The 26790-nt window shown below is 67.1% G+C and carries 21 protein-coding genes and 8 pseudogenes; 9 read left to right on the top strand and 20 right to left on the bottom strand.

Annotated features, from left to right (window positions below; translation table 11 throughout):
• Nucleotides 1-794: 794 nt before the first annotated feature.
• Complete coding sequence (locus tag AC07B0_RS32625; RefSeq protein ID WP_478899603.1) at nucleotides 795-1799, top strand: endonuclease/exonuclease/phosphatase family protein; 1005 nt, start codon at nucleotides 795-797, stop codon at nucleotides 1797-1799.
• Nucleotides 1800-2260: 461 nt separating this feature from the next.
• Here AC07B0_RS32625 and AC07B0_RS32620 read toward each other — a convergent pair whose 3' ends face one another.
• Both AC07B0_RS32620 and AC07B0_RS32615 read right to left on the bottom strand, forming a co-directional pair.
• Nucleotides 2261-3397 carry a protein-L-isoaspartate O-methyltransferase family protein gene (locus AC07B0_RS32620; protein WP_478899601.1) on the bottom strand — a complete coding sequence of 379 codons (1137 nt, stop codon included), beginning with the start codon at nucleotides 3395-3397 and terminating at the stop codon, nucleotides 2261-2263.
• Nucleotides 3398-3453: 56 nt separating this feature from the next.
• Entirely contained in the window at nucleotides 3454-4371 is a 918-nt protein-coding gene (locus tag AC07B0_RS32615) for a radical SAM protein (protein ID WP_478899600.1), read from the bottom strand.
• A 251-nt stretch (nucleotides 4372-4622) separates the two neighbouring features.
• Between AC07B0_RS32615 and AC07B0_RS32610 the strand changes: the two are divergent.
• Nucleotides 4623-4838 (top strand): annotated as a pseudogene (locus AC07B0_RS32610) (transposase); the annotation flags it as partial.
• A gap of 310 nt (nucleotides 4839-5148) precedes the next feature.
• Here the strand turns inward: AC07B0_RS32610 and AC07B0_RS32605 are convergent.
• The 5 genes from AC07B0_RS32605 to AC07B0_RS32585 all read right to left on the bottom strand — a co-directional run bounded on the left by AC07B0_RS32605 (nucleotide 5149) and on the right by AC07B0_RS32585 (nucleotide 9536).
• On the bottom strand, nucleotides 5149-5343 hold the full coding sequence (locus AC07B0_RS32605; protein ID WP_478899599.1) for a hypothetical protein: 195 nt from the start codon (nucleotides 5341-5343) through the stop codon (nucleotides 5149-5151).
• Between the two features lie 324 nt (nucleotides 5344-5667).
• Nucleotides 5668-6114: a transposase gene (locus AC07B0_RS32600; RefSeq protein ID WP_478899597.1), complete on the bottom strand. Its 447-nt coding sequence runs from the start codon at nucleotides 6112-6114 to the stop codon at nucleotides 5668-5670.
• A 662-nt stretch (nucleotides 6115-6776) separates the two neighbouring features.
• Entirely contained in the window at nucleotides 6777-7655 is an 879-nt protein-coding gene (locus AC07B0_RS32595; RefSeq protein WP_478899667.1) for an ATP-dependent DNA ligase, read from the bottom strand.
• Nucleotides 7656-7716: 61 nt separating this feature from the next.
• Entirely contained in the window at nucleotides 7717-8337 is a 621-nt protein-coding gene (locus AC07B0_RS32590; protein WP_478899595.1) for an SMI1/KNR4 family protein, read from the bottom strand.
• 1052 nt (nucleotides 8338-9389) lie between these two features.
• Nucleotides 9390-9536 carry a hypothetical protein gene (locus AC07B0_RS32585; protein WP_478899593.1) on the bottom strand — a complete coding sequence of 49 codons (147 nt, stop codon included), beginning with the start codon at nucleotides 9534-9536 and terminating at the stop codon, nucleotides 9390-9392.
• 159 nt (nucleotides 9537-9695) lie between these two features.
• On the opposite strand from AC07B0_RS32585, the gene AC07B0_RS32580 reads away from it, so the two are divergent.
• Nucleotides 9696-9902 (top strand): hypothetical protein, encoded by a 207-nt coding sequence (locus AC07B0_RS32580; RefSeq protein ID WP_478899592.1) that lies wholly within the window; start codon nucleotides 9696-9698, stop codon nucleotides 9900-9902.
• Nucleotides 9903-9944: 42 nt separating this feature from the next.
• Here the strand turns inward: AC07B0_RS32580 and AC07B0_RS32575 are convergent, their stop codons facing one another.
• The gene (locus AC07B0_RS32575) at nucleotides 9945-10232 is read right to left on the bottom strand and encodes a hypothetical protein (RefSeq protein WP_478899591.1); all 288 of its coding nucleotides are present in this window, start codon (nucleotides 10230-10232) and stop codon (nucleotides 9945-9947) included.
• Between the two features lie 49 nt (nucleotides 10233-10281).
• Between AC07B0_RS32575 and istB the strand changes: the two genes are divergently transcribed.
• A complete protein-coding gene (istB, locus tag AC07B0_RS32570; RefSeq protein ID WP_478899589.1) occupies nucleotides 10282-11055 on the top strand; it encodes an IS21-like element helper ATPase IstB in 774 nt (257 codons plus the stop codon).
• 103 nt (nucleotides 11056-11158) lie between these two features.
• Here the strand turns inward: istB and AC07B0_RS32565 are convergent.
• The 6 genes and pseudogenes from AC07B0_RS32565 to AC07B0_RS32540 form a co-directional block, all read right to left on the bottom strand.
• A pseudogene (locus AC07B0_RS32565) lies at nucleotides 11159-11287 on the bottom strand (IS5/IS1182 family transposase); the annotation flags it as partial.
• Nucleotides 11288-11330: 43 nt separating this feature from the next.
• Nucleotides 11331-11894, bottom strand: a complete 564-nt coding sequence (locus tag AC07B0_RS32560; protein WP_478899587.1) for a hypothetical protein — start codon at nucleotides 11892-11894, stop codon at nucleotides 11331-11333.
• Nucleotides 11895-12245: 351 nt separating this feature from the next.
• Nucleotides 12246-12713, bottom strand: a complete 468-nt coding sequence (locus tag AC07B0_RS32555) for an SUKH-3 domain-containing protein (protein ID WP_478899586.1) — start codon at nucleotides 12711-12713, stop codon at nucleotides 12246-12248.
• Nucleotides 12714-12718: 5 nt separating this feature from the next.
• Nucleotides 12719-14401 carry a polymorphic toxin-type HINT domain-containing protein gene (locus AC07B0_RS32550; protein WP_478899585.1) on the bottom strand — a complete coding sequence of 561 codons (1683 nt, stop codon included), beginning with the start codon at nucleotides 14399-14401 and terminating at the stop codon, nucleotides 12719-12721.
• Between the two features lie 350 nt (nucleotides 14402-14751).
• Nucleotides 14752-17295, bottom strand: a pseudogene (locus AC07B0_RS32545) (hypothetical protein); the annotation flags it as partial.
• Nucleotides 17296-17379: 84 nt separating this feature from the next.
• A complete protein-coding gene (locus tag AC07B0_RS32540) occupies nucleotides 17380-17709 on the bottom strand; it encodes a trypco2 family protein (RefSeq protein WP_469384786.1) in 330 nt (109 codons plus the stop codon).
• Between the two features lie 660 nt (nucleotides 17710-18369).
• Between AC07B0_RS32540 and AC07B0_RS32535 the strand changes: the two genes are divergently transcribed.
• The gene (locus tag AC07B0_RS32535) at nucleotides 18370-18957 is read left to right on the top strand and encodes a hypothetical protein (protein ID WP_469384787.1); all 588 of its coding nucleotides are present in this window, start codon (nucleotides 18370-18372) and stop codon (nucleotides 18955-18957) included.
• Between the two features lie 663 nt (nucleotides 18958-19620).
• Here the strand turns inward: AC07B0_RS32535 and AC07B0_RS32530 are convergent.
• Nucleotides 19621-19899 carry a hypothetical protein gene (locus tag AC07B0_RS32530; protein ID WP_478899583.1) on the bottom strand — a complete coding sequence of 93 codons (279 nt, stop codon included), beginning with the start codon at nucleotides 19897-19899 and terminating at the stop codon, nucleotides 19621-19623.
• A 441-nt stretch (nucleotides 19900-20340) separates the two neighbouring features.
• Here AC07B0_RS32530 and AC07B0_RS32525 point away from each other — a divergent pair, with 441 nt between their 5' ends.
• A complete protein-coding gene (locus AC07B0_RS32525) occupies nucleotides 20341-20604 on the top strand; it encodes a hypothetical protein (RefSeq protein ID WP_469384791.1) in 264 nt (87 codons plus the stop codon).
• 158 nt (nucleotides 20605-20762) lie between these two features.
• Here AC07B0_RS32525 and AC07B0_RS32520 read toward each other — a convergent pair.
• Nucleotides 20763-21053, bottom strand: a pseudogene (locus AC07B0_RS32520) (DUF6009 family protein); the annotation flags it as partial.
• A 16-nt stretch (nucleotides 21054-21069) separates the two neighbouring features.
• Between AC07B0_RS32520 and AC07B0_RS32515 the strand changes: the two are divergent.
• A pseudogene (locus AC07B0_RS32515) lies at nucleotides 21070-22001 on the top strand (IS3 family transposase); the annotation flags it as partial.
• An 83-nt stretch (nucleotides 22002-22084) separates the two neighbouring features.
• Here the strand turns inward: AC07B0_RS32515 and AC07B0_RS32510 are convergent.
• The gene (locus AC07B0_RS32510; RefSeq protein ID WP_453508069.1) at nucleotides 22085-22567 is read right to left on the bottom strand and encodes a WapI family immunity protein; all 483 of its coding nucleotides are present in this window, start codon (nucleotides 22565-22567) and stop codon (nucleotides 22085-22087) included.
• Nucleotides 22568-22617: 50 nt separating this feature from the next.
• Nucleotides 22618-23211 (bottom strand): annotated as a pseudogene (locus tag AC07B0_RS32505) (transposase); the annotation flags it as partial.
• A gap of 123 nt (nucleotides 23212-23334) precedes the next feature.
• Here AC07B0_RS32505 and AC07B0_RS32500 point away from each other — a divergent pair.
• Nucleotides 23335-23451: pseudogene (locus AC07B0_RS32500) on the top strand (IS5/IS1182 family transposase); the annotation flags it as partial.
• A 494-nt stretch (nucleotides 23452-23945) separates the two neighbouring features.
• Here AC07B0_RS32500 and AC07B0_RS32495 read toward each other — a convergent pair.
• Nucleotides 23946-24965, bottom strand: coding sequence for an ankyrin repeat domain-containing protein (locus AC07B0_RS32495; protein WP_478899581.1), 1020 nt, complete (start codon nucleotides 24963-24965; stop codon nucleotides 23946-23948).
• Nucleotides 24966-25259: 294 nt separating this feature from the next.
• On the opposite strand from AC07B0_RS32495, the pseudogene AC07B0_RS32490 reads away from it, so the two are divergent.
• Nucleotides 25260-26086: pseudogene (locus AC07B0_RS32490) on the top strand (IS5 family transposase).
• Nucleotides 26087-26189: 103 nt separating this feature from the next.
• On the opposite strand, the gene AC07B0_RS32485 reads toward AC07B0_RS32490, so the two are convergent.
• On the bottom strand, nucleotides 26190-26624 hold the full coding sequence (locus AC07B0_RS32485; protein ID WP_469382770.1) for a hypothetical protein: 435 nt from the start codon (nucleotides 26622-26624) through the stop codon (nucleotides 26190-26192).
• Nucleotides 26625-26790: the final 166 nt, after the last annotated feature.

The following is a 26790-nucleotide window of genomic DNA, read 5'->3' as shown; positions in this document are numbered from 1 at the left end:
CCCGTCGTGGCCCACACGTGGTGATCGCCGGAGAATGCCGACGTCCAGGCCGCGGCGCCCGACGGTCATGACGGGCACGGTGCGTTGCCGGTGCGGGCATGCGCCGCAGGCGTGCCCAAGAGGATCGGCGCCCCGGCTCCTCCCGTGACGCGGCGTCGGCATGTTGCTCCGCTGTCGGCCCGGCCACCGTCTCCGGGCCTCCTCTGGCGCCTGCATAACCACCGGTGAGGAGACCTACCAGGTGTTTTCCTGCGGGCAAACCTCGGCCAGAAGCTCCAGCAGATGAGCGGTCACCGGCTCGGGCCGGCCCCGCTCCACCCAGGTGTAGACGGCCACCCGGGCCGTTGTGTCGCAATGCCGCAGAACGTACCCGTCCACCATCCCGTACGCACCGGTGCACTCCCGTACCTGAATTTGCCAGGGTCTTCCGTCCCTATCGGCCAGGACTTCGACGACCTGACGCTCGGGACCGTCCCGGAACTGATACACCCAGCACGTCCCCATACGGGCCATTATTTCCCGAGCCCCTGATTACCCGGGGCGGACACCCCTGTCCAGGCGCAGCCGCTTGAACCGGAGCGGGTGCCGGAACACTCCGCCCCGAAGGTGCTGTGCCCTGCCGCGCACGGCGTCACCAGCCCCATGTTGCTGCGCTGTGCCATCCGACCTCCCGCTGGCCTGCGGGTTCCATGGAGTGCCCGGCAGTCGGCGTAACGCCGTGCGAGCCTCACCTCCACCGTCAGCACACTCTGGTTACGCTGCGTTTCCCGGCTATCACGTCCCTGGGGGCAGCTGTGACACAGATCCGGATTGCCACGTTCAACCTCGAAAACTTCGACGAGACCCTCCCGACGGATCATCCGTCGCTGGCTGACCGCATCGCGCTGATGAAGCCTCAGATCACGCGGCTGCGGGCAGACATCGTCTGCTTCCAGGAAGTCCACGGCCAAGAACGCCCGGGGCAGCCGCGCGAGCTGCTCGCGCTGAAGGAGCTGCTGGCCGGCACGAATCTAGACGGTGCGCCCTTGGTCAGCACCAAACCCCAAGACGAGGCGGTCTTCGATCTCCGCAACCTGGTCATCGCCACCCACCTGCCGGTCATCAAGCACCAGCAGCTGAAAAACGACCTGGTCAAGGAGCCCCGCTACCAGCGGCTCACCGCCAATCCCCCCGACACACAGCCGGTGGCGATCGGTATCGAGCGGCCCATCCTGCACGCACAGATCGACATCGACCACGCAGAACCCGGGCGCGTGCTGCACGTCATCACCGTGCACCTGAAATCCAAGCACCCCAGCGACATCCCCGGCCAGGTGATCAGCATTCCGAAGAGGGGCGACGTCTGGCTCACCGCAGACAGCTGGGCCGAAGGAAGCTTCCTGTCATCAATGAAGCGCATGAGCCAGGCCCTGGAAGTCAGGCGTCTCATCGACCAGATCCTCGACGATGATCCGGACGCCCGGATCATCGTCGCTGGCGACTTCAACGCCGAGCCCGAAGAGGTCCCGGTGCTGGCCATCTGCGGGAACGTCGAGGACACCAACAACAGGGACCTCTCGACCCGAGTCCTGGTCCCCATCGAGAACACCATCCCCGGCGAGGCCCGCTATACGCTCTTCCACCACGGCCGCGGCCAGATGATCGACCACATGCTCATCACCCGAAACCTCCTCGCCCACTACCGCGGCTCAGAGATCCACAACGAAATCCTCCACGACGACTCCATCGCCTTCGCCACCGACGACAAGTACCCCGAGTCCGACCACGCCCCCGTAGTAGCCACCTTCGACTTCAGCTGACGCCACCCGATGCGGACCGGGCGCTCGGTGCGGGGAGTCGGCACGACGGCGAGCGCGGGGCCGGGCTGCCTTGGCGTGGCAGCTGATCAAGCTGTTGAAGGCCGGGCGAATCTGGCCCGGTGACGTGCTCATCGACCACGTAGCGCTTGTGACGAAGATCGGCGGGCGGGAGGCAGCGGCCCGCTGGGTCCAGCTGGTCATCCAACACGGCGCGACGAGGTACGGCCTTCTGAGGTATCGCCGACGGCGTTCGGGCGACCCCGCCGGGCGTCCTCTCCAGGACCATGTCTGGGCGGTGAGTGAACGGGCCGGAGCGATGGATGGCATCGCGTCCGCCGAGCTCGGGCTTCACGAGGTCAGAGGAGACCGAGCACGCCGCGGCTGCTACCGGAGCGGCCGCTCCTGAGAGGTCGCCCACCAGTAGGCTGCGGCAACGGCGCGAAGCCGTCTCGACGCCACACCTACCGCGTGCCGACGGTTGCCGACCAGCCGTTGCGGCTGAGACGGCAGGTGCCGTCCGGGTCGATGCGCACGTCCGCGCCCGCCACGGGCAGAGCGCCGTCGATGACGAGCCATGTGCGGATGCGGTCCAGTTCGTCCCAAAGCCGGCGGGGGCCGCTCTGGTGGACAGTGGGCAGCTCGCGGGCCCCGGCGGCCGTGGCCCGGGCCCAGGAGCCGTCCGGGTGCAGCATGTAGGCGGTGCGGGTGCCGTCCGCGGCCGTCTCCGCGCGGTGTTGGATGCCGGGGACGGTGAGTTCCAGGGTGGAGCGCACGTCCCAGGTGTTGTTGACCCGGGTCACCGGGTAGCGGCCGGTGGTGACTGACTCGCCGTCGGCCTTGCGGGCGGTGGCCCACCGGCTGGTGTGGTCGGGCGTGGTGGGGTAGTCGTCGCCGTGGCGGGTGCGCATGAAGTCGGCCGGCTCCGGGGCGACCCGTCCGGTGGCGCCGCCGTCCGCGGTCTTGTCGGCGACGATGAGCAGCCCGGTGCCGGCCAGGGTGGTGACGAGGCGGCCGCCCGGGGCGAGTGCGGTGAGCCAGGAGGCGGGGATGGCCGGGACGGATACGGTGGAGATGATGCGGTCGTGAATGCCGGGGAGTTGGCCGGTGATGTCGCGGACTTCCAGGTGCGGCCGGTGCCCGGCTGTGGCCAGGCGCTCGCGGGCGGCGTCGATGAGGTAGGGGTCGACGTCCACGCTGGTGACCCGGTCGTCGCCCAGGCGCCGGCAGGCCAGGGCGGTTCCGTAGCCGCTGCCGCAGGTCACCAGGACACGGGAGTCGTCGGTGAGGATGGCGTGCTGGTACAGCTTCACGACCAGCCTGGGCAGCGTCGCAGACGAGGTCGGCCACGCCTCCGGGACCACGGCGGCGGGCGCGGCGTGGTCGGCGTGGTGGGGGCCGACGCGGGTGATCACGCTGAGGCTGGGGTCGTAGGCGCTGCTCATCCACGCGGCGGGGTCGGCCGCGCCGTCGCGGAGTTCGTAGACCCACGAGCCGTTCTGCTCGGCCGATGTCCACCAGCGGGGCACGAACAGGTGCCGGGGCACGGAGGCCAGGGGGCCGTGCCAGCGGGACTCGGGGCGTACGGTCTCATCAGCCATCCGTGCGGCGTGGGCTTCCCAGCCCGCCGGCGTCCACTCCATCAGCAGGGGCCCTTTCACAGGAGCGCGGGCACGGCGGCCGCGGGCGAGCCCGTCATCGCCGGTGCGTAGCCCATCGGGTCGCACGGGTCGTTCTTGCCGGGGTCGCAGGAGTCGGAGTTGGAGGGCTGGCAGTCGGGGTGGCAGGCCGTGGGACCGGTCGGCCGCGGGACACTGCCGCTCACCTCAGCCCACCGCGGGCCGGACAGGACCGAGGCCAGGCCGTCGTCCAGGACGTTGCCCGCGGTCAGGAAGCGCCCGATCTCGCAGACCGCCACCTCGCCGCCCGGCAGGACCGCGGCCCGCTGGTCCCCGCACCGCCCGCACAATTCGGCCGTGGACGGCAGCGCGGCGGACGCGGCGTTGCCGACCGCCCGCACCTTTCCGACGTGGACGGCGCGGACACCGAGGGCCTCCAGTTCCATCCGGGCCCGCTCGGCGCGCGCCGGGTCGGCGGCGTCGAGGACCGCGACCTTCAACGCGATGCCGCGCCGGACGGCCTCGACAATGTTGCCGCGCGTCGCGGTGTGGGAGCCGGGGCGGCCGGTGACCGCGTCGTGCTCGGCCGCGACGCTGCTGTGGTACGTCGTCGCGAGCCGGACGCCCGGCTGTTCCAGGGCCCGCCAGTGGTCGTCGCGGATGCGGAAGAGGTTGCTGTAGACCCGGACACGCAGGCTGGCGTCCAGCGCGTGCCGGACGATCGAGGCGAAGGCGGGGTGGAGCGTCGGCTCACCCCCGATCAGCTGGACCTCCTCGGCTCCGAGCGTGACGGCCTGGTCGATGGTGCGGAACCAGTCCTCATCGCTCATCGTGCCGTGACTCCGCGTCGGCCCTGAGGCGGCGTAGCAGAGCGTGGGGCAGGTGAGCTGACAGCGGCTGGTGATCTCTAGCGACAGGAACCGCAGCCTGGCAGGGGCCGTGCGGGCGATCGTCATACCGCGATCGTAGGCCGCGTGCCTCCAACCCGTCTGGCGATGCGGCTACTTCGGCCTGCAAGAGCTATCTCCCGCGGGTGCTGGAGGAGACCCTGTCGGGTGTGCCCGCCAGCCCGGTGCGTGATCAACGGGCTCGGGCTACCCTGCGCAGGTACTCGTTGCCCTGCCGCTTGAGCTTGCGCCGCACGGCCTCGCCCATCGTCCCCTCCTGGCCGGCCCTCAGTGCGGCCTGCTTCCAGGTCGTGACTTGAGCCAAAACCTACCTAGACCTGACGATCAAGACCGTCAGCCGTCCGAAGGACGTCCCCGGGTTCGTCGTTCTGCCCCGGCGTTGGGTCGTCGAGCGGTCACACGCCTGGATCATGCACGCCCGCCGACACGCGCGGGACTACGAACGACTCATCCAGCACTCGGAATCGCTCATCACCTGGGCCGCGATCACGCTCATGACCAGGCGAAGCACCCGCCGAAGCTCCCGCTGAAGCAGACAGCCGGCATTCCGCGAAGCGCAACGGGACTGATCGTTCTCAAGGCCAGCGCCACCACCTTGGCCTTGCCCCAGCCGAAATCGTTGCCTTGAGTACTACCCCCCCCACCGCCGACGAAGCCTGTCTGTCCAGGACTGCCTCTTTGGGCCCCGGAAAAGCGACTTCTCTTGGCCCCGCGTGAGGAACGGATTTTTCTGGCCGCCTGTCCGTCCTGGTGGAAAAGGGCGGTTCCCCGCTAGCTGATCGGCGAAGTGCTAGGGTCCCGGTCTTTCTGATCAATGGGATCCGGTCAGCGGCCTAAGCCGGTCGGTGTGCCGACGTAGGTGTGGGTGCGTGTGTACTCGGTAAAGCCCATGGACTCGTAGAGCCGCTTGGGGATGGGGTATGCGGCATCGCCGCGCGAGTAGACGATGGCACGGTGGCCGCCAGCGTCGGCGAAGGCGTGCAGCACCGCGGTGCAAGTGCGGGTGACCAGGCTCTGCATGGCTCGCAGTGCTGCGGGGCCGACGTACTCATGTCGTCGCATCACGCCATACTGTCGGACTGATTTTTGATCAAGCAACGGAGTATCGGGGTTGCGGCCCGTGGGCGTCAGTCGCGCATATGGAGGGGGTAGGACCAGAACAATCCGTTCCTCCCTCAGACCTCTCAGACTCGGCACAGTGGGGCCAGAACTGCCCGGCGAAGACGCCTGTCAACGGCTACACGCACCATGCGTCGACGGTATGCACCCGAAACCAGCACCGTTCGAGCCCTGAGCTGGGCAAACGCGCAGCTCAGGATTGAAAACAGGCACTCACCTTGTCGTTTAACGTCCGGCCGCTTTGGCATCGGAGGCCATCGATGCCTGCAGGACGCGCTGGTGCTTGCCCAGGCCGCGGCCGAAGGTGTGGCAGAACGAGCGGTCAGAGCAGGTATCTACGTCCGGCCGCAGCCACGGGGAGACGTCCACCGCCAGCACCAGGCGGCCGTCGCTCGCCCGGGGCAACGGCACGCCCGCCAGCACGCGACGAAGCCGGGCGACGTCGATCCGGCCCCGATTGATCCCGGAGTACAAGGCCCCGCGCCCTCGCCGGTGTTCCGGCGCGAGCGCCAGGTCCACGAGGGTGCGGACCGATCCATCGGTGCACAAGAGAGCGTCACACAAGTCGAACAGGGCATCCGCCCGCGATATCAGGCAGGCGTACAGCTCCGCCCGGAACTCCGACACCTTCGTCAACGCGTCTCGTTCAACCTCATGCTCGACCAGTCCCACGATCCCGGCCTCCGTACTGGATCAACCCTGAACACAGGATCAGGCCCCGACCTCCGGAACGACCGATGAACTGGGAAAACTCCGGGCAAGTGCGATCCGCGTTCGATGCCGGACGTTAAACGACAAGCTGACCGGCTGGGACTGTCCCACCGCACCGGGGAAGCTTGCAAGCTTCTGGCCAGGGCGGACTGCAATCGGGTCAGAAATTCTTCCAGCTACCGCAGTTGTGGTCGCCCGTGCCGATGATCGTGTCGCAGATACGGGCTCTCCGAATTATGAAATGGTAGTACTGACTGGCACTCGAACCCTTACCTCCGAACGTTCTTATGTAGTACGTAGAAGAGTGGTAGTCCTGAATTTGAAGAGCCACTCCCATGCCGTCGGCGCTATCGTCCAGGACCGTCGCCGTAGCTGTGTCGTTCGACGTATTATTCGCTACGGCCCCGTAGTCACATAGCGAACCGCTACAACTCTTCCAGGCGTAGCTGGCCGCACTGGCCGGGCTGACTCCCAGAACCAACGTTGCTGCAGCCGCAGCCGCAACAAACACGCCCGATCGCCAAAATCTCACAGTGCCCCCAAGTGTGTTTTGGTGAGCAGAGAATAGCTTCAACGCGGCAATTGAACACATGGCAATTCACGCCAAGCCCGCCAGGCAGTGGCTAAAAAATCCCCCCACAAAGATCACCCCCTCCCCGCCCACACTGACAACCCCACACCACACACCGGTCGGCGCTGATCTCCGCCACCAGGTCCGGCCGGACCGGCGTTACGTCCAGGACGTCACGGCGCCCCCACGCCGCCGCGAACCGGACACCCGCCCACGGGTGTCGGGGGTCGGCTGGGGTCGAGTGCTCGGCGACCTGGCGGGCCTGGTCCGGGCGCAGGGTCACGGTGCGGCCGACCGCGGGGAGCCGGCCCTCCGGGTCGTGGCGGCCGAGGACCAGGAGCTGCGGACGGGCAAGGGTGCCGGTGATCGCGCCGATGATCGCCTCGGTGCTGTCGCGACGGCGAGCCTTGGTCCAGCCCCGGTGTCCGGGCAGGTACCGGCTCGCCGTGCTTTGGATGACCAGGCCCTCGACGCCCGAGACGTCCGTCCAGGTCTCCAGCCACTCCCGGGCCCTCGCGACGTCCGTGGTCATCGGGCACAACGCCCACGGAGCCGTCAGGGCGCGGGCGGCGAACAGCACCTCAAGGCGCCGACGTCGCTCCCGCTGGGGCAACGTGAGCAGCTCGGCGCCGTCCTGTTGAAGGAGGTCGAAGGCCACGTAATGGGCGGGCAGACGGGCTGCGCTGTTGGGGGCGGTGCGGGCGCGGGCGGCGGCCCGCCGCTGCAACCCCTCGAACGACAACGCGCCGGCCTCCGGATCCCACACCACGACTTCGCCGTCCAGGACCAGGCCGTGAGGGAGTTGCTCGGCAGCCGCGACCGGATCGGGGAACGCGTCCTGCACCAGGGCGCCGCGACGGGTCTGGAGCAACACGCGCCCACCCGGGCCGTCCGGGGTGAAGACAAGCATCCGGTGCCCGTCGTTCTCCAGACTTCGCCCTGTCTCATGAGACAGGGGCGCTGGGGTGATCTCGGTTCCGAGTTCCGCCGCCTTACCCCCCTGCGGCCTGCGACCACACAGTATTCCGAGCTCCGGCCCGGGGCCCCCAGGAGGCGCTTGCGACGGTCGCCGGGGAGGTGAGCCCCAACGCCTTGTTGTCCTTGCCGTCCCGCATGTGGTTGAGCCACCGTTCGTACCAGCTCAGGAAGTCCTGGGCCGAGGAGACGTTCGGAGGCCAGAAGCCATCGGCATTGCCGGTGACCATGCGGCCGGTGAGGGGCCCGGTCACACCGATGAGGCACAGGTCGGAGCAGCCCATCTTGATGATTTCGAGGAACAGGTCCCCTTGCATCGCGTCCGCGTGGCTCACGTGATGGAACCCCCGCGGGGTGCCGTCCGGCGGCTGTCGATCCATGGTGAACAGCCTGCACTCCTCCAGCGGAAGCAAACCGTAGAAGGGGGCCGCACCGCTGCCCCCCAGTTCGACAAGGAACTTCCGGTAGGCGGAAGGCAATTCGATATGGTGCTCGGACTCGAAAGCGTCCGCCTGCGCGGAACTGAGCCGTGGGCCAACGCGGAACTGGTGACGCCAGGCGCCGGACGACTGGCTGCACTGCGCCTGGTACGGGGCCTTCGCCAGCTGGGAGCGTATGCGGGATATGCGGGAGTCCATCGGAGGATCTCTTCTTTTGACTGCCGCCACTCTAATGGCTCGCCCAGATGAGGCATCTCCGAGTGTCTGGAGAACCGTCGAACTTCTGCTCATAGGCCACCGCGGCGGCGCGGGGGCGTACGGGCGGGATCGCCTCGGCGGCCTGCGCCAACATCGGCTCCACCGGTGGCCGCAACACCATCCGAGCAGCCCCTCCCGACTGTCGCACCGATGCGGTCCCCACCGTCCGCGCGCCGGCACCGGAACGCGGGTCCCGCTCGTGACAGGACCCGGCCGGCCTGAACCGGGGCGCCGGCCGGGTCTGTGTGGGGCCGCCGTCGTTGCCGGTTCCCACCCGCACCCTCACACGCCCCTACCCCCGACGCCTCGCCAGCCGTGGCGGACGGATGACGATCCTCGCGTAGCACTCGCCCCAAAAAATCGAACATGCTATCTAATGGAGTGATGCCCTCCGCACCAGCCAGGAGCCGACGATGACCACCCCCGCAGACCCCGCCAGACCCCAGATCGCCACCTGGTCCCCGAGCCAGACCGGACCCTGCGCCCGGTGTCACGCTCCCACCGCGAAATACGGCGCCCCGGCGAACCCCTTCTGCGCGGCGTGCCGTACCGCACTCCAGCAGGCCCAGCAAAAGCCCCACCCCGGAGCCTGAGCATCCAGGCTCACGCGTTCCGGTTGATGCGTACGCGTTAATCGTGAACGCGCACGACCGTAACCACCGCGTGCCGTGTCGTCCCGGCTGCCACTTCCACCACCAGGCCCTCATCCGCACACCGGTACGGCTCCCCGTCCGTCGTCCGGGCCCCCGCGGCGGGGCCGGCGCCTCCTGCTGCGTTCACCCCCTAATCCCCAACCCAACCCCCATACGGACCCGCCGGCCTCTCGGACGAGTGACACCCCGGGCACGCGGTAGGCCAAGGCCGCCAGGTTCGGCGGACCCTGAGGTAGGGATGACGAGGGAGGCTCCAGGTGCCGTTGAAGCCGCCGATGGAGTCGATGCTGGCGCAAGCCGCCGAGGCTCGGACCGCACCATCAGCTTCAACTCGGTTCGCTACTCGACCCCGCCGGGCCATACCGGCGCCAGGGTGTGGTGCCGGGTCGTCGGCGAGGAACTGTCCATCACCGCCCGCACCAGCTCCGGTGATCTCTCGGAGATCTGGCGCCACCAGCTCTCCACCCCGGGTGTTCCGCAGATCATCGACGCCCACTATCCCGACCATCCCGACGGCCGTGGCATCCACCAGCCGAGGCTGCAGCCCCGCTCGGAAGCGGAGATCGCGTTCGTGGGATCGGTCCCGGCGCCGGGCGCTGGCTCAAGGAGGCCGGACCCGCAGGCACCACCCGCATCCGCGCCAAGATGGCCCGCGCAGTCGAGCTGGCCACCGTCCTGGGCAACGACCGAGTCGACCAGGCGCTCGGACTTGCGGCCACGGCCGGGCGCTTCGCCGACGAGGACCTGCTCTCGATCCTGGGACACATCGCGGACAGCAAGCCCGCCGGCGAGGTCGTCCACGCGGACGAGGCTCACTCCGTCCAGAACGGAACTATCGCCTGGCAAGCCTAAGGCCAGTAGTCGATGCCCTCAGGATGACGCACGACTCCGCGGTCAGTCGCCGACAAACCATAGATACCGGTGGGACCCCTGCTCGACGACTCGGCACAACTCGCGGGCCTGATCGACCCAGTCACCACCGCAAGCGGCCGGGAGCCGGTCGAGTTCCGTCAGCAGGAGCGCCACCTGCCGATGGTTGAAGACCGCATCCCCATACGGGATCAGGCCCCAGAGCATCGGGAACAGACCCGGATTCAAATCACCGAAAGCAGACGTCCACTCCACCCCGCCTGCTCGGGCAACGACGTCGCCGCTGTCACCACGCACCTGCATATCGATCATCCGCCGAGCGTATCGGCGCCTATCCAGACCGATGAAGGAATTAACAACCATGACGTTTCCCCAGGCCCCGGCTCTGCCCGAGGAACTCGACAAGCTCATGCGTCGCATGCGCCTGCCCTACATGCGCAGAGCGGCCCCCGACGTCCTGGCCACCGCACGCGCCCAACGCTGGGATCCCGCCGAGGTCCTGCGGCTGCTGATATCCGAGGAGGTCACCGGCCGCGACGCCGCCACCCGGCGTCTTCGCCGCCACTCGGCGAACTTCCCCACCGGCAAGACCCTGGGATCCTGGCGGGCCGAGGACTCCACCATCCCCGAACCCACCCAGAACTCCCTGATCACCCTGGAATGGATCGGCCGCGCCCAAAACCTGGTGATCGCCGGCCCCTCGGGCACGGGCAAAAGCCACTTCACCGAGGGCCTCGCCCAGGCCGCGATCGAGAAGGACCTACGGGTGTCCTGGTTCACCCTGGAGACGCTGAGCGCCGCGATCGGCAAGTCGAAGGTCGACGGGTCCACCGCACGGACCGTCGCCCGCATCTGCCGCGCGGACCTCATCGTCATCGACGACATCGGCCTGCTGCCCGTCGGAGAAGACGCCGCCGAAGCGTTCTACCGCATCATCGACGCCGCCTACGAACGGCGCTCCATCGCCGTGACCAGCAACATTCACCCCTCGGGCTTCGACACGATCATGCCGAAGACCCTCGCCGGCGCGAGCACCGACCGCCTCATGCACCACGCTCACCTCGTGACCACCACCGGCGACTCACACCGCCTCGCCGAGGCCCTCGCCGGGAAGGGAGTGATCCCCCTGAACTGACCCCCACCCCCAGGAACACCACTGGCCACACGCCTGGGCTTCTGATGGCCACCAGCCTGGACACCCAACGGCCACCCACCTGGGCATCTCAATGACCGTTGACACGGCCTCTGCGGCCCGCATCCGCACCCTCGTGCCGCAGAACCGTCACCAGCTTCCCGAACTGTCGCGGGCTCAGCCCGGTGAACGGGGCTATCCATGACGGCTCCGACGCCGTAATTACACCAGACACCACAAGATCTTTTCACGGGCCCGCAGTGCTGGCCTACGGGTGGTCAGGAGGGGAATCGCTGCGGTTCCACAGCCTTGAGCAGGCACTCACGGTCGTCTGCGCTGATCAGTCCATCCGGAAGAGTCTCGTCCTCCAACAACGCGCGCAGGGCGGAAGCGTGTGCGGCGAAGGCGGCCCTGCACCACTCGCGTTCCGGGTGGTCGCAGTCCTTCCCGAACAGCAGCACCTGGCGTTCATCGTCTGCGTCGACGGGCGGAGACAGCTCTGCGGCAACGACCAAGAGGTCAACCAGGCCGGGCCGCACCGCAATGTCAGGGACGGCTGCCAAGCGGATCAGGAAGGGCAGGGCAGCCGGCATCGCGGCGCTCATGTGGAAGACGCTGTTCATCAACACATTGCCGAGCACCCGCAAGGCTTCGGGGCCGGCTGCCTCGTCCAGGAGACCATGGAACAGGAGCGGGATCCCGGCGGGGCACCCAGGAATCTGTGACCAGCTGACATCGGCGCAGCCCAGCAGCGCGGGGTGGTCGCGTACAGCTTGCTCTATCTGCGGATGTTCGCGGAGGAACCGAGCGATGGCAGCCTCTTTGACCGCTGCATCCATCACACACATCTCCATGCCCCCGCTCCCACGGCCTCGCCCCGAACGGCGTCCGCAGGACGGAACCCTTCCCGGTACGGACGTCGAACGCAAGCGCCAAGGCCAGTAGCCGACACCTCCCACCTTCTGGGTAGTGCCAACCAGCCCGGTACGGATTCCGGGACAGCCCTTAGGTGACGAGGCTGACGACCCACGCGCAACAGTCGTCAGCGTTGCCGTCAAACACGCACGAGCCCTCATCGACATCACTGTCGATGAGGGCTCGTGCGTACTTTCTTCAGGGTTTTACATAATCAGCCACCGAGGAGACCGGAACGCAAATGAACCCAGTTTCACCAATGTGACGACGCAGCGTCCCTACTGGAGCTTCCATTCACCCAAAAGGCTTGGACGGACTCCAGCCTTCATCATCGAGAACATCGTATTACGGTCTCCCCCATACCGAAAGACCGACGAGTCGAACCCTGCATAGAACTTTCCGTCACTTCCCGAGTACACGGTCAGATGAAAGCTATCCACTCCGACCGGGAACAGCGCAGTGCCAGCTACCTCTGTGCATCGGCGAGCCGCCTGCGAATCACGTGCGGTGCACACAGCGGAGGGATCGAAATGTGTCCAGCTTGAGATCCTCTCTCCAGCGATATCTAGGGCCGGAAGGTGGTCGATCTTCAGGCCGAGGCATTCGCCCAAGAAGCTTCTTGCCTCCTCATGAGAGACAAACCCGACACGCTCTAGACCTGCCACTATGGCGTCCGTATCACGACGCACTCCAGCCGCCTTCCAGCCGAACGAGCTGAGGAATTCCTCCAGGTCCGACTCGCGCATTCTTCTCATCTCGATAGGTCTGTCACACCACGACGTACGAGGACACTCTGACAGGACAGGCATGCCGCTTCCGGAGCGCCAGTGGAGCTGCGGACGGTCAAAAATTCAATGTCCGTCAACTGCAGGGGACGTTTCACGACTGCTTCGAAATCGGCCCCGTGGATTGCGATCAGAGCGTTGCAGGCCCGAATCTCAGCACAGTTGTCGGCACCTCGGCCAGCTATCTGACCGCCATCCGCGAGAGCGGAATCAATTTCAGGTTCATAAAATGCCGGGCGAGACGAGTGACCAGAGTGGCCGGTTGCGATCAATTTGGTCCCCCGAAAGCGGGCCGCTGCACTCATCGTGGCATCTGCGGGTGCCGAATCTGCCGCGGATTTCGCCGCTTTTTCGATGTCTCCACAGTTGTGAACCAGGACCGGCTTAGCCCCCGCCAGCACATAGTACGTGTGGAGGTCTGCCACGGTGAGGTTGTGGACGGTTGCCTGGGAGGTCCAGCGCTTGATCGCGGTGATCTGGACGTGGGTGCCGGAGCTGGTGCGAAGCCATTGGCCCGGCTGCAGGTCGGTGGCGTCCGTCCACTTGGCGAGGTCGACCGACCAGAAGGGGTGCTTGTCCGTGGCCGTGATGACCTCGGTGCCGGAGCCGGTGTTCACGGTGACCTCGACGAGGTTCTTGCTGCCCTCGCCCTGGATCGTCGCCGTTATTTCCTTCGTGGTGGTTTCGCCGGTTTCGGGGTCGGTGGCGAGGACCTTCTCTCCTGCTTGGAGGTCGTCGATCGGCTTCGAGGAGCCGTCGGCCATCAGGACCAGCGTTCCGGCCGCGAAGCTGTTGCCGTCCAGGCACTTGCTGCCGCCGCCGGAGCGGATCTTGGAGAGGGCCTTGCCGACTCCCTTGCCGACGGCTTTGCCCGCTGCCGCTATGACCGGGCCGGCGGCCGCGCCCAGGACACCTCCTGCGGCTCCCGCGGCGGCGCCGACGGCCATGTCCTTGAGGACTCCGAGGACGCTGTGGTCGGCGTTCGGATCCATGAAGTTGCCGGCTGCGGCTCCTGCCGCGCCCGCTATGGCGCCGCAGCCCGCGGCCGCTGCGAATCCGACTCCGGCGGTGGCAGCGCCGAGTGCGGCTGCCGCGCCGATGCAGGCGGCCCCGACGACGATCTCGGTGGCGATGGAGACGATCGTCTTTTTGTGTTCTTTCCAGACGTCCTTCGACCAGTCGACGGCTTTCTTCAAGGAGCATGTCGAGAAGAAGCCGCAGCTCTTGGGCTTGGGGGCCTGGGCCTTCTTCTTGGAGGAGCCGGTGCCGGCCATCGAGCCGTAGTACGGCTGCGGCTCCCGGTCCCTGTCGGTGTACGAGCTGTTGAAATCACCTCGGAGGGCGCGTACGGGGCGGTCGGGGTGGCCGACGGGGAGGGTGTCGTGGCGGGGGTTGTAGTGGCCGCCGCAGTGGCCGTTCTTGCAGTCGGTCTCGATCAGGCCCGACGGGTCGCTCTTGTTGACCGGGTTGCCGCTCGCGTACGTGTACCCGTTCATCTGTGTCGGGTTGGTGATGTCGATGACCGGGTCGACGGAGATGAAGCGGCCCGTGGTGGCTTCGTACTCGCGGGCGCCGATGTGGGGCAGCCGGGACTGGCTGGAGGTGACCCTCGTTCGTCCCGAGCTCGTCGCGGAGATCAGCGCCGACACAGCAGTCGACCACGGCGTATACCGCCACTCGGTCAGGCTGCGTCGACTCCGGCTGGACATGACGACCCAGGAAGCGCCCATCTTCGGGACAGGGCCGGGAGGAGCCGGAACGTGATCACGCGAGGGTCTCCGCTAGCCGGGGCCCGGCTGTGGTGCCCCCGGTATTCCTGCAGGGTCGGCGTGGACGCCCTTACGGGTAGCGCGCCCGCGGCGGTGAGGCCGCGGGGCGGTTGTGCTTCGAGCTCAGCGACGCCCTGCGGCCGGTCCGGCTGATGTGCGGAAATCCTCACTGGCGATCAAGAGGGCGAGGGCAACGGCGCGCGCGTAGGTTCTGCGCGGTGCGCGGTGGCCTATCGGCGGGGGGTCTGAAGCTGGCCGACCCAGAAGCGCCAGGCGAAGGTGAGGGCTGTGAGGCCGCAGGAGAGAAGGGCTGGCCAGATGAGCCAGGGCGGGGGCAACTCGGCAGGCAAGCGCGGGGCGACCATGAGAGCCGACAAGGTCGTCTGCCCGACGGCGAAGAGCGATATCACCCAGAAACCAATCGGGACGGTGCCGTACTGGCGAACGCCGAAGCTGCTCGCGACGATCAGGTGCAGGCAGATGTTGAAAGGAACGAAAAGCCACAGGATCCAACCATCGGTCTCCAGACCGGTACTGAGGGCGACCGCGGTGGGGATGGCCCCGACCAGGGTTAGGTGACACAGGCCGAGGAGGCCGACGACGTACCGGTCGTACCAGGCCACCTGTGGTTTCACCAGGACAAGGCGGGAGTCAGCGGAAGGTGCACCGGAGCGGGACTCCGGCGTCGGTTCCTCGTGGGAATCGACCTCCTCAGCGAGGGGTTCGCCGATCACGTTCTCCAGGTCGTCGCTGTCGGCGGCTGTCCTTTGCTGGGCTTCGCTGATGAGGTTGTGGGCCCACTGGTAGGTGTCGGGGTCGGCGTCTTGGTCCGCCGCTCGACGGGCGACGGCGTGTTCGAGGCCAGTGAGCCACTGACGGGCCTGGTCGGTGTCGAGTTCAGCGGTGATGGTCCGAGCCGCCAGCGGGAGCAGGCGTTCCGGGTCGGCGGCCACGGCCCGATGGGCGCCGGCGGCGAGGCCGTGGTCCTGGGCGGTGCGGGCGACGGTGCTGAGGGTCTGGTGGCGTTGCTCAGTGGCGAGGGCTTCATGCTGGAGGAAAGCTTCGATGAACTCTTCACCGCTGTCGGTCTCGACTTCGGCGAGCCAGGCAGCGGCCAGCGGTTCACCGACGGCGCCCCAGTGGGACCCGTCGGTTGCCGGGTAGGCGGCGGTCAGGACATCGTCGAGCGCTGCCAGCTGGCGGGCGTCGGGAGGGGCGGTAATCCCGTAGCCGCGGTGATGGACGTCGAAGCCGGCTCGGACGGCGGCCCGGCCGTCCTGCGCGGTGCGTGCTCCGGCGAGGAACTGGGCGGTGACCAGGGTGCGAAGCAACTTGTCGTCCACGGTGCCTTCGGACAGGCGGGCTTCGGCGACGCGCCGCACGTACTCCACTTCGTTGGCGAGCAGGACCTCTATGGGGTGGTCCTTGAGGGCGAACTCTGGGTTCGCGTGTGCCAGGACATCCGCGAGCGCGGCAATGTGGTGGTAGATCACCGGCTGGTGCACAGCGTGTTCGATGCCGGCTCCGTAGAGGCGCGGCGCGTCGGCGACGACGCTGTCCGGCCAGGTATCGTCACCGTGCCCAGCCCGCTGCAGCAGCCGGATTCGGCGGGCGAAGGCCACCTTCGCCTCCACGTAGATGTCTTCCGGGCTATGGCCGTTCAACGCGTCGTCGGGCGTGATGGCAAAGACGTGCCCGGCCGGGCTGAGATTTCGAGTGCGCAGGTGGCGCCGCAGCGCCGGCCACCAGGTTTCATGTCCGCGGGCCAGGAGCAGGACCCGGACAACAGCTCCTTCCTGGGAACCGGCCAGGGACGCCATGAGGTCGCGAATCTGGGCGAGGCGGGTTTCGGCGAGGTCGACAGCCAGGACCAGTGGGTAGCTGGCGGTGGCGAGCATTTCGTAGGCGGTGTGAGTGGGGTGTTCGGCAAGGAAGCCACCGCTCCACGGCCGCTGACCGCCTGAGCCCGTGGTGAGGCGGTGCAGCAGCTCGGTGAGGAGACGGGTTTTGCCCGTACCGCCGAGGCCGGTCACGGCGGCGACATCGATCCGCTCGCCGCTTTTGCACCACTGCTCGATCTGGTGCACGAGTTCGCTCACGCCGGTGAGGTCGGCGACCTGGGAGCGTGGATCGAGCAGGTAGGTGGAGGACAGTTTCGGGTCGGGTGCGTTGTCCAATAACGGCCGCAGGTCGGCGGGCTGGAGGCGCGGGGTCATGCCGGTATGGGCGACGACCGCGCCGGAAAATCCGTCGGCGGACAGCAGGTGCGAGAGCGGCAGCACCATGAGGATCCGGTCCCACTGGCGATCTACCAGGCGAGCGAGGCCGATCAGAACGCCGTTGCAGAAGACCCCAGCTCCGGACAGCCCCTGCCAGTTCTTCACCTCCGTCGGCAGGGCGCCGTCGACTTCAAGCCCGTACAGCCTGGAGCGGGATCCGGTGTGCGGGGCGATGGTCCCTTCCACCGTCTTCAGGTCGTCGACGTACTGCTCGGAACGGGAGGAGGCCCGGCGGCGCATCGCCTTGGGGAACCCCGTCATCGAGCACACGGGGCGGTGACCGGGCAAGTCACCGACCAGTTCGCCCCAGCGCACGACGCCCAAGCCGGCTCCGACGACACGGTCGGCCTTCAGCAGCACCGCGTCCAGCTCGGCGTCTTCCCACACCACCACCGCCTCGATGAAGTCGGCGCTCGCTGTGTCCCGGACGGCGACACTGCCTTCTTCGGGCAGAGCCACGTGGTAGGCGGTGAGGACCAGGCCGGGCGCGATTAGGCAGCCGGTCCCGTACGAGTCCTTGTACCGGTTGGTGACTTCAACGGTCCGAAGAGCCGCTCCCCCGCCATCACGCCGCTCCTTCTACCGCAGGCCGTCTACCGGTCCGCCGCGGCCTCCAGCGGAGTCACCGATCAGCAGATCGCTGCCGTCGCCGTCCGGAACCACCGCTAAGGTGACCGTCATGCGGTGTGTGGCCGTCTTCGCCCGTTCGCCCTTGGCGTCCGCGGAGACCACGAACGCCTTCACCCCGCCGCCGGCCGACGCGGTGTGTCGCAGCTCGATCCCCAAATCCAGCACGATCTCCTTGACCGTGAACCGGACCGGCGACCCGTCCCCGTCCTGCTGCGCGGCCGCCAGTCCCCCGCGCACCGCCTTGATCGCCTCGGACAGTTCAGTGGGCTCTAGCTCCATGGTTTCCCCCTTGATCGCCTTTTGCAGGGAGCCAGTCTGCCGGGCGGCACCCAACAGCGGAAGGACACGTCCGGCCTGCTCGACGCGGCCTATGAGGCGGGCGGTGCGGTGAGCTGGAACGGCCTGCGGTGGCAACGGCAGCCGGAGCCTCTGCACATCCCGGATCCACCAGCCACCCTGAGCACCTCGTCGCCGAGATCCGAAGGGCACTCACCGCTACGACCTGAAGCGTGGAGCCCAGAGCCCACCGCGCTGGCGCTGCGGGGGAAGCGCCAACTGTAGGATCTCGCGGCTCGTGGCACAGGCCGTGCTCGCCGACCATCGGTTCTTTCGCTGTCTCAGACCGATGGAACAGCCGCTCCGTCTCACTAACGTGGCATTTCCTCACAATCGCGGCCGTCCCGAACCGCTGCCGTTGCACGCGAAGCGGTGAGAATCCGACAACACCGATAAGGCCGAGTGGAAATCAGCCAGTTGCAGTGCGACAGGACACAACCACTCACCTGGTCATTCTCACGGCCCGGCGTCCAGATGACAGTGCCGCTGAGAAAATGACACGGGATTTGAGAACCTACAGCCGTGTAGGGTCTCACCCCTGCGTCATACGGCAAAGCTGTGACCTGTGGTTTCTCCAACCGCCGTTGGCCGATCATGGATCTCATGACAGCGATCATCCCTTCGGCCTGGGGCCGCGACCCGATGCCGTTCTTGCCGCCAACCCAGACGAGGTACGACTGCCCAACCGACGGGCTCGACCCCTTCAACGTGACCGAGCCGCGCACCCAGTACGTGCTTGACGCGCGCGGACTGGGCCGGGCCTGGGTCGCCCCGAGCGATCCCGAAGCCCGTTTCTACGGCCTGGATGAGAAGGATTTCGACGCGAAGATCCAGCCGGGCTACAAGTACGTGCGCGTCCTGGAGAAACTCGCCGTCGTCTCCGGCGGGCAACTGCTGCGCGAGTGGCCGCAGACCGCCCGCACCACGCACGAGGAGACGACCTACGCCGGCATGCTCGGCTTCGACATCTACTTCCAGACCAAGCGCGCACTCAACCGCTACGAGCGCGACTGGCACACCGCCGCCCGCAGCCAGGGCGGCCTGAACCGGGCTGAATATCTGACCGGCGACGGTCTGACCCTGTCCCGCCCCGACTACGCATCCGCCCTCGCTCTCGCCCTGACGCTCCCGCCCGACATCGACACCGCGCTGTTCATCGGACGCGTCCTGACCCACTATTCCTACCACTGACCACAGACAACGCCGGCACGTTGCGCCCCCGGTGAAGAACAGCCTCGCCAGTTCCAGTCGCAACTCGCAGATCACGTGGTCGCATCGTCGCCGGCCGGTAGCCACCCGAGTAGTGCTTCTGGCCCTTGTGCCAGCAGAACCTCTGCCACGGGCGAGCCGACTGCAGAAGATCGACGGGCACCGTACCCAGTCCCGGTCCTCCACGAGAGGACCACGTCTCCGACGGATGCTCACCGTCACAGCGACACGGCCCATCACACACCCCCAGCCCACGAGCGATGGCCCGTGGGCTGGGGGTGCCAGCCGAACATCAACGCACGTAACGAGCCGGAAACGAGGGGATCCCCCGCCTGCGCGCGCTGCCGGCCCGACACCGCGCTCGGCATGCGGCCTAACCTGAAACTGGCGGCCGGCCCGGTGAGCGGCCCCGGCCGTCACCCGGTGGGCACCTGCCCCTCCCCCACTGTGCAGGTGCCCACCACCCTCACGTCAGCGGCTCCCGCGCCTCAGAACCGGCACCCCGCCACTCCACGAGCTCTGCGCCGTCGGGCTCGGCAGGCTGAGGCATCCGTGCCAACGGGAGTGACTGGCGCCGCGCGCTTGATCCGCAGCATCGCAGGAGCCGTCATCATCGCCACGAGCGCGAAGACGCGCAGGCGGGCCTCAACACCCTGACGCAAATGGGCGGCTGACCCGCTCGAGCAGCCTTCGGGCGGTGGTGCTGCGTCGGCTCGGGCCGCAGCCTTCACGGGCCTGCTCCACCTCGTGCCGCGGCGTGCCAGTGTCCTTCGCATACGCGGCCACGGCCGCTTGGACGCTCTCGACCGCGTCCAGCCAAGGCTTCCATCCCTCCGCGCTGTAGTCGCGGGTGGTGGCCTGCTGCCGCGCCATGTCGGCCTCGCGCTGAAGCTGGACAAGATGCTCGGGTAGTTCGATGGGCATCGCGTGATCCTAAAGTCCGGCGACCGGCTCGCCTCCGGGACCCACAGCCCACGTTTTCAAGGCAGCCGTTCCGCAACTCCATCAGCGCACTGGCGACGCGCGAAAGGCGGATCGCCCCCGCCAACCTAGCGTGGGGCGCCGGGTACCCGGCGCCCCACGCTGGTGCTGTGACCGGGAAGGTTCGCCAAGTTGGCGGGTCATTCCTGCTCGGAGGCAGCGGCAATGTGTGGGCGGCAGAGGTCGGCGGCCCGTGAGGGGGGTTGTGCAGTGCATCGCTGTAGAGCCGCGTCTCACGAGCGGCTCGGTCGAGGGACTTCCAGAAGCTGAGTGGCAGGTCGAGGTCATCACCGAGTTCGGCCAGGCAGTCGAAGGCGAGTTCCCGCTCGTTGTGCTCAAGGAACTCCAACGTGCTGAGAGATCGATGTCGGGCAGGCCCGCGAGATGGGCCCGCGCGGCTTCCAGGTGCCCACGGGTCTGGTTCCAGCTGGCCTGAAGAGCCTCACGATCAACGGTCAGGCCCTGCCGTACCTCACTCCGCTGGCCGTGGTGGCGATCTCCTGGCGGCTCTCGGCCCACCAAGGCACGCGGACCCGCGGCCTGATCCTGGGCGCAAGCAGCGCCGTGATCGCCCTGGTCTACGCGCACCTGGCCAGCTTCGTGCCGTGCGCGCTGACGCCCGTGTTGTGGGTTCAGGGCGGCGGTTGAGGCCGTCTTGGGCCAACGCGTGAGTCGATCCGCAACTCTGCCGATTCCGTTCAGTCGCTGTAGAAAGTGCCTGGTCAAAGGTCTGGGGACACACCGCAAAGCGACTGAAGCGACCGAAGGTCGGACACTGGGATTCGGTTTTGTGCCAGTGGGGCGGCTCAGGCTTCGGCGGTCTGTGTCGGCCGCTCGCAGCGCTCGGTCTTTCGGCCCTTGCTGTCTGCCGCCAACGTGGTCGGGTCGACGGCTTCGGCGGGGGCTCCTGAGGAATAGAGGCCATCGGGGACGGTGTCTCGGTCGTGGGGAAGGGGCCAGAAGACACGTCGCCGGAACGTACCGCTGGAGCGTGACGGCTTGGCATCGGGGACCAGCTGGGCGTATCCGACCAGGCGGCCGTCAGGGTCTGCCGCACGATCGGGTGACATCTGAAGTGGCTTGCCCTGTGGGGCAGGTGGGAAGGATGTCGCTGTGCCCAAGCCTTATCCGGAGGAGTTCCGCCTGGACGTCGTGCGGGTCGCGAGGAACCGCGGCCCGGGTGTGACGATCGAGCAGGTCGCCACCGACTTCGCCGTCCACCCGATGACGTTGTGGAAATGGATGCGCCGGGCGGACATCGATGACGGGGCCAAGGCCGGGACCACCAGCCAGGAGAACGCGGAACTGCGGGAGGCACGTCGGCGGATCAAGCTGCTGGAGCAAGAGAACGAGGTCCTGCGCCGGGCTGCGGCCTCCCGGAGTTCGGCTACCGGTTCCTGGCCGACGAAGCACGCGATGCCGGGGCCCGGATGGCGGACCGGACCGCGTGGCGGATCTGCCGGGAGAACCGCTGGTGGAGCGTGTTCGGCAAGAATCGCGGCCGGGGTAAGAAGGCCGGCCCGCCGGTGCACGACGATCTCGTGAGCCGCAACTTCACCGCGAGCGGCCCGAACCGGCTGTGGCTCGCCGACATCACCGAGCATGCCACCGGCGACGGCAAGCTGTACCTCTGCGCGATCAAGGACGTCTTCAGCAACAGGATCGTGGGCTACTCCATCGACTCGCGGATGAAGTCCCGCCTGGCCGTGACCGCTCTCGAGAACGCCGTGGCCCGGCGCGAACACGTCGACGGATGCGTCCTGCACAGCGATCGCGGATCGCAATTCCGGTCCCGGAAATTCGTCCGGGCGCTCGACCGCCACCGGATAGCCGGATCGATAGGGAGAGTCGGGGCAGCCGGCGACAACGCGGCCATGGAGTCTTTCTTCAGCCTGCTGCAGAAGAACGTCCTCGACCGCCGCACCTGGACCACCCGAGAGGAACTGCGGATCGCAATCGTGACCTGGATCGAGCGGACCTACCACCGACGCCGCAGACAAGCCGCACTCGGCTGGCTGACCCCCGTCGAATACGAGACCGTCATGACCACACCGCCCTCCAAGCCGCGTGACCCAACCTGTCACCCAAACCTGCACCAGACCCCGCATCCATCGAGAAGGGATGTTAATCAGCGGGTTGGAAAAGACGCCAAAGCAAGATCCCACTGGTCAGCCGCGTGCAGGAGTGCAGCCGTATCTAGCTGCACCTCTACGACGTACTGGTAGAGGTCCGCTCCATCATCGCCTTGCTGCCAAGGGGGCGCCCCCTCCAAAGACAGGTGAACGCGAAGCACCACTCCAGCCTCGTTTCGGTCGGCGAGACTGAAGGCCAGGACCGGCTCGACGAACCACGTGTCCGGGGACAACTCGCCGTCGGCATCAGGTCCGGTCACAGCCACCGTCCCCTCTGCTACCGCGCGCAGCCAGGCGGCCACCTCACGCGCCTCATCGGTCAGCAAGCAGGGATCGGCAAAGGACCAGCTGGCATCGGGAGTTGTGACGGAACCACCGATGACCAGCCAGTTGTCGTCGTAAGAGTCGCCCCTGGCTGTGGGGAACTGATAGCGCAGCGGGCGGAGGTCGACACTGTTTGCATGATCGCTCAATCGCACCGCCGCAGGATGTCACGGGCCTCGCCGCTCTGCATGGGGTGGGCTAAGGGTTAGGGTGACGCCGTGACCAGTGGTGGCATGACCTCATAGAGGCGCCGGTCACGGATCAGGGCCCACAGGACGTTCACGCGACGGCGGGCGAGGGCGATCACGGCCTGAGTATGGCGCTTTCCCTCGGCACGTTTGCGATCGTGGAACCGTCGCGAGTTCGGATCAGGACGGACGCTGAGCAGCGCGGCGGTGTAGAAGACGCGTTGTAGGCGCAGGTTTCCGCTGACCTGCCCTGAGTCACGTGGCGCAGGGGCGACGCCAGCGAAGACCGCAAGCCGGTCCGGTGTGGGGAAGGCATCCAGGCTGCCGCTGACGCCGGCCAGAAACTCGGCTCCCAGAGTGACGCCGATACCCGGCATGGACAGGATCACCTCGGCCAGCTCGTGCTCGCGAAACTGGCTCTCGATGAGCTTGTCGGTCTCCGTGACCTTCTCGTTGAGGGCCATCACGTCCTTGACGAGGGTGTGGACCATCCTCGCGATGGCGGACTCTCCGGCGACGGCGGTGTGCTGACGCTCAGCGGCCTCGACAACTCTTACAGCGAGGGACTCGGCAGTGCGCACCTTCCGGTTACGCAGCCACGTCGTTCCGCGACTGGATAGCCACCGAGGAGCAGCTCCCCGCCCCGATACCGCGCTCGGCATCATCGACTGACCACCGCGGCAGCCGCAGTAGCAGCGGTTGGTGGTCGCGGTGTCTGTCATGTCGTCAGGTAGGTGGAACGCTGCTTCAACCGGCTCAAGCAGTGGCGCGGCATCGCGACCAGGTACGACAAGACCGCCCAGTCCTACCAAGCAGCCGTCACCCTCGCGTCGCTCCTGATGTGGGCGTGACACTTTGACGACAACTCCTAGTAAGGCTTGGAAACCCTTGGATTTCTAGGGTGATAGAAGGTGGGTGGCGCTCCGCGCTCCCACGCTGGGCGCTACATGTCCGTTGGCGTTGGCAGCAACAACTCGCAATGGGCGAGAGAAAGGGGGCACCGGTCGGTCGCCGTGGCAGAGGCGGTCGCACGCCACGTCTGGCACGGCTGGGACGGCACGCACGGGGTGGAGGTAGAGCGTGGGTCAGTCGGCGCAGCGTCATGCCGGACTCCTCCGCTCCCACCCGGCAGCAGGGCCACTCCTCCGCCCTGTAGAGGACCACGGTCGTGACGATCCCTGGATAGGGGGCCTTCGATCCGGCCTCATTGTCGCATCGTCACGACGGCTTCGTGTGGCAATCCGCACCAGTGGCCGGCCGTCAGCCGTCGACCAGCCGTGACCCCAGCCGTCGAACGTCGCCGTTCGAATCCTGAGCTGGGTAAACACCGAAATGCCACGGGCCGTTATGTCATGATCGGATCAGAAATAGGCGCGAACGGCGGCACCTGCACGACACGGCGCGGTCCACGACTGAGTGCCCAACAGTCCCTGGTGGTTGCTTTGGTGATGCCGCCCATCGCGCAGGCGTACGCAAGGAGGTTGGCATCACCATGGGGGAAGGGTATGCAGGGTTGCTGCCAGAAGCGGTAAAGCCAGTGCTCGGCCGGGTCATCCGCGAACGGCGTCCAAGGACCTATCTCCTCATGCCGTATTGCGATGCCATTGCGGTAGAGCGTGCCGGAGGTCCCGCCCTTGGGATTGAAATAGAGGCTGTACACGGTGGCCGGTGACAGTCTGCGGGCCAATTCGTCATCGTCCACCGCATCCCAGAAGGGTTGGCTGATGATGCAGCCCAGCGCAGTACCGGTGACACCGACCGCATGGTTACCGCCGACGTCAAACAAGTCCATCAGGTCGATCCCGGAATCCTGCTGGAATACGGGGCATTCCGCAGGATCGGCACCGATCCGACGAATGACCTCGTCCTCATCGAAGACATCGGTGAACGCCACTCTCAGGCCATTGGTGTGGATCTCCTCTGCGGCAAAGACACTGATCAGCTGGTCGGCCCACGCCTGCTTGGTCCGTTGCGCTGCCGTCAACGGCACCGCTTCCGGCGTACCTTCTACCAAAGAGGCAAGGTTTGTCGTCAGGGCCAGTCGCCCCGGGGTCCACTCACCTACACACGGCCGCCATGCGTCGGCTCCGTTCGCCAGCAGCACCCGAACGGTCTCCCGCCGCACGTGCTCGACTGCCCACCACAAAGGAGTACGCCCCCGGTCATCAGGTACATCCACTTCCCGTGTGTAGGCGAGCATCGCGGCCACCGACTCGGCGGCACCCGCGGCTGCCGCCAAATGCAGGGGTGTCTGCCCGAATGACCCCCCGTGAGCGATCGGAGACGCCCCGTCCGCAAGCTGCTCCCGGACGGACGTCAGATCGTTCCAGTCCCAACCCTTGAAATACCAGCTTTCCTCGTTCATGCCAGGAGCATCGCAGGCAGCACTGACACATCGACATGAGTGTTTCAGAAACAGCTTCTGAGAGGTCGTTTTCACCTGAACTGCTGCTTATCAACAGATTCTCGGAGTGCCGAGTTGGGGTGCAGGTGAGGTTGCGGTGGCGATCGACGCCTGCGGGACGGGTGGGGTGACTGATGGGACGAAAAGCCACGCGTTCCTGTCTCATCCCAGGATGACCGGTCTCCGAGGTCGTGCGCTTCCACCGTCGCGGGTGTGCGCCTGGGCGCATGCGGTCCGGCGCGGTACGCCGGAAGTATGGCGAAGCGACGTCCGTATCCGAGCGATCTGTCCGATGCCCGATGGGAGTTGATCGAACCGGTCCTGGCATGGCGCTTCGAGCGCCGCGGCCGGGCCCTGGACTTCGGCCGGCCGCCCGAACACGACCTGCGCGACATTATGGACGCGATCTTGTATGTCGACCGTACCGGGGTCCAGTGGCGCTACCTCCCGCACGACTTCCCGCACTGGAACACCGCCTACGGATACTTCGCCAAATGGGCTGACGAGGGCGTGTTCACCCAGCTCAACGGCCTGCTTCGGCAGCTCCTGCGAGAGAAGGAGGGCCGGGAGGCAGAGCCAACGGCCTGTGTGATCGACGCCCAGAGCGTCAAGACCTCCACCAGCGTCCCCGCTGTCGGCCAGGGCGTCGACGCAGGCAAGAAGATCGTCGGCAGGAAGCGAAGCATCGTCACCGACACGCTCAGCCTTCTCCTCGCAGTGTTGGTCACCGCGGCGAGCGTGCAGGACTCCGTTGCCGGCACCTCGCTGCTCGACCACGTCGCCGCCGAACACCCCCGCATCCGCAAGGTGTGGGTCGACGGCGTTTACCGCCAGCACCTCGTTGAGCATGCCGCCACACTCGGCATCGACATGGAGATCACCACCCGCAAGCCCGGGACCAGGGGATTCCCCCCTAACCAAACGGTGGGCGGTCGAGCGGACCTACGGCTGGCTCATGCTCCACCGACGAAGCCGTGATCCACATCGCTATGACCGACCTCATGGCCCGCCGCCTCACCAGCGAGAACGCCTTCTCGTGGCGCGACCCGAAGAAGGCCACAGAACACCCGATTCTGGGATGAAACATCGGACGAAAACGGCCTCTGAGGGTTTGGCCGACGTCATTGCGGGGTGCCCGCTGATTGTTCTTGGTGCCGGGTGGCCGTCCGGGGCCGCTCGGTCGCTTCAGGCGTCGCGGGCCGTCTGGACTTTGACAAAGGAGCGCAGGTACATGCGCGGGTCGTACCTGTTCGTGTCGCACCGGGCCTGGTTGGTGTCGTCCTCGGCGGGTATCCCGGCGAGCAGCATGTCGCGCATGGTCATGGCGGCCGCCTGGCGCGCCTTCGTGACACGCAGACGGCTCTCCTCGCTCCCGTCGTCGGCGGCGAGGACTTCGGCCAGTTGCCGTTCCCAGGCGTGGACCTTCCTCCAGGCGTACTCCTCCCCTTGGGCGGAGCCCATGTGCTGCAGACCGACGAGGTGCCAGCCCTGGTCTTCGGTCAAGCGAGTGCTCGCCGAGACCCAGGCGGTGGCCAGCTCGGCCGCCTTCCAGGCAAGTTCGGCGTCCGTGTCGGCGGGCGGGCGGACTGCATCGGCGTTCTCGTGCTCCGTCTCGTTCATGACCCGACCCTAGCATCAATATCGTCAACTAGACGATAATCGGATGCAGGCAGATCCTTCGGGCGGCGCCTTCGGCCCGAGGGGAGCCGGCCAGCCCAAAGCACCTTCACCCGGCTCGGCCCGCACCCGGCCCGCCCACCGACGCCGCCCCCAGCTCGCCCCCCTC

Source organism: Streptomyces sp. NPDC044704 (assembly GCF_056433525.1).
Note: the sequence above shows the minus strand (reverse complement) of the source record. Positions and strands in the feature narration are given on the sequence as shown.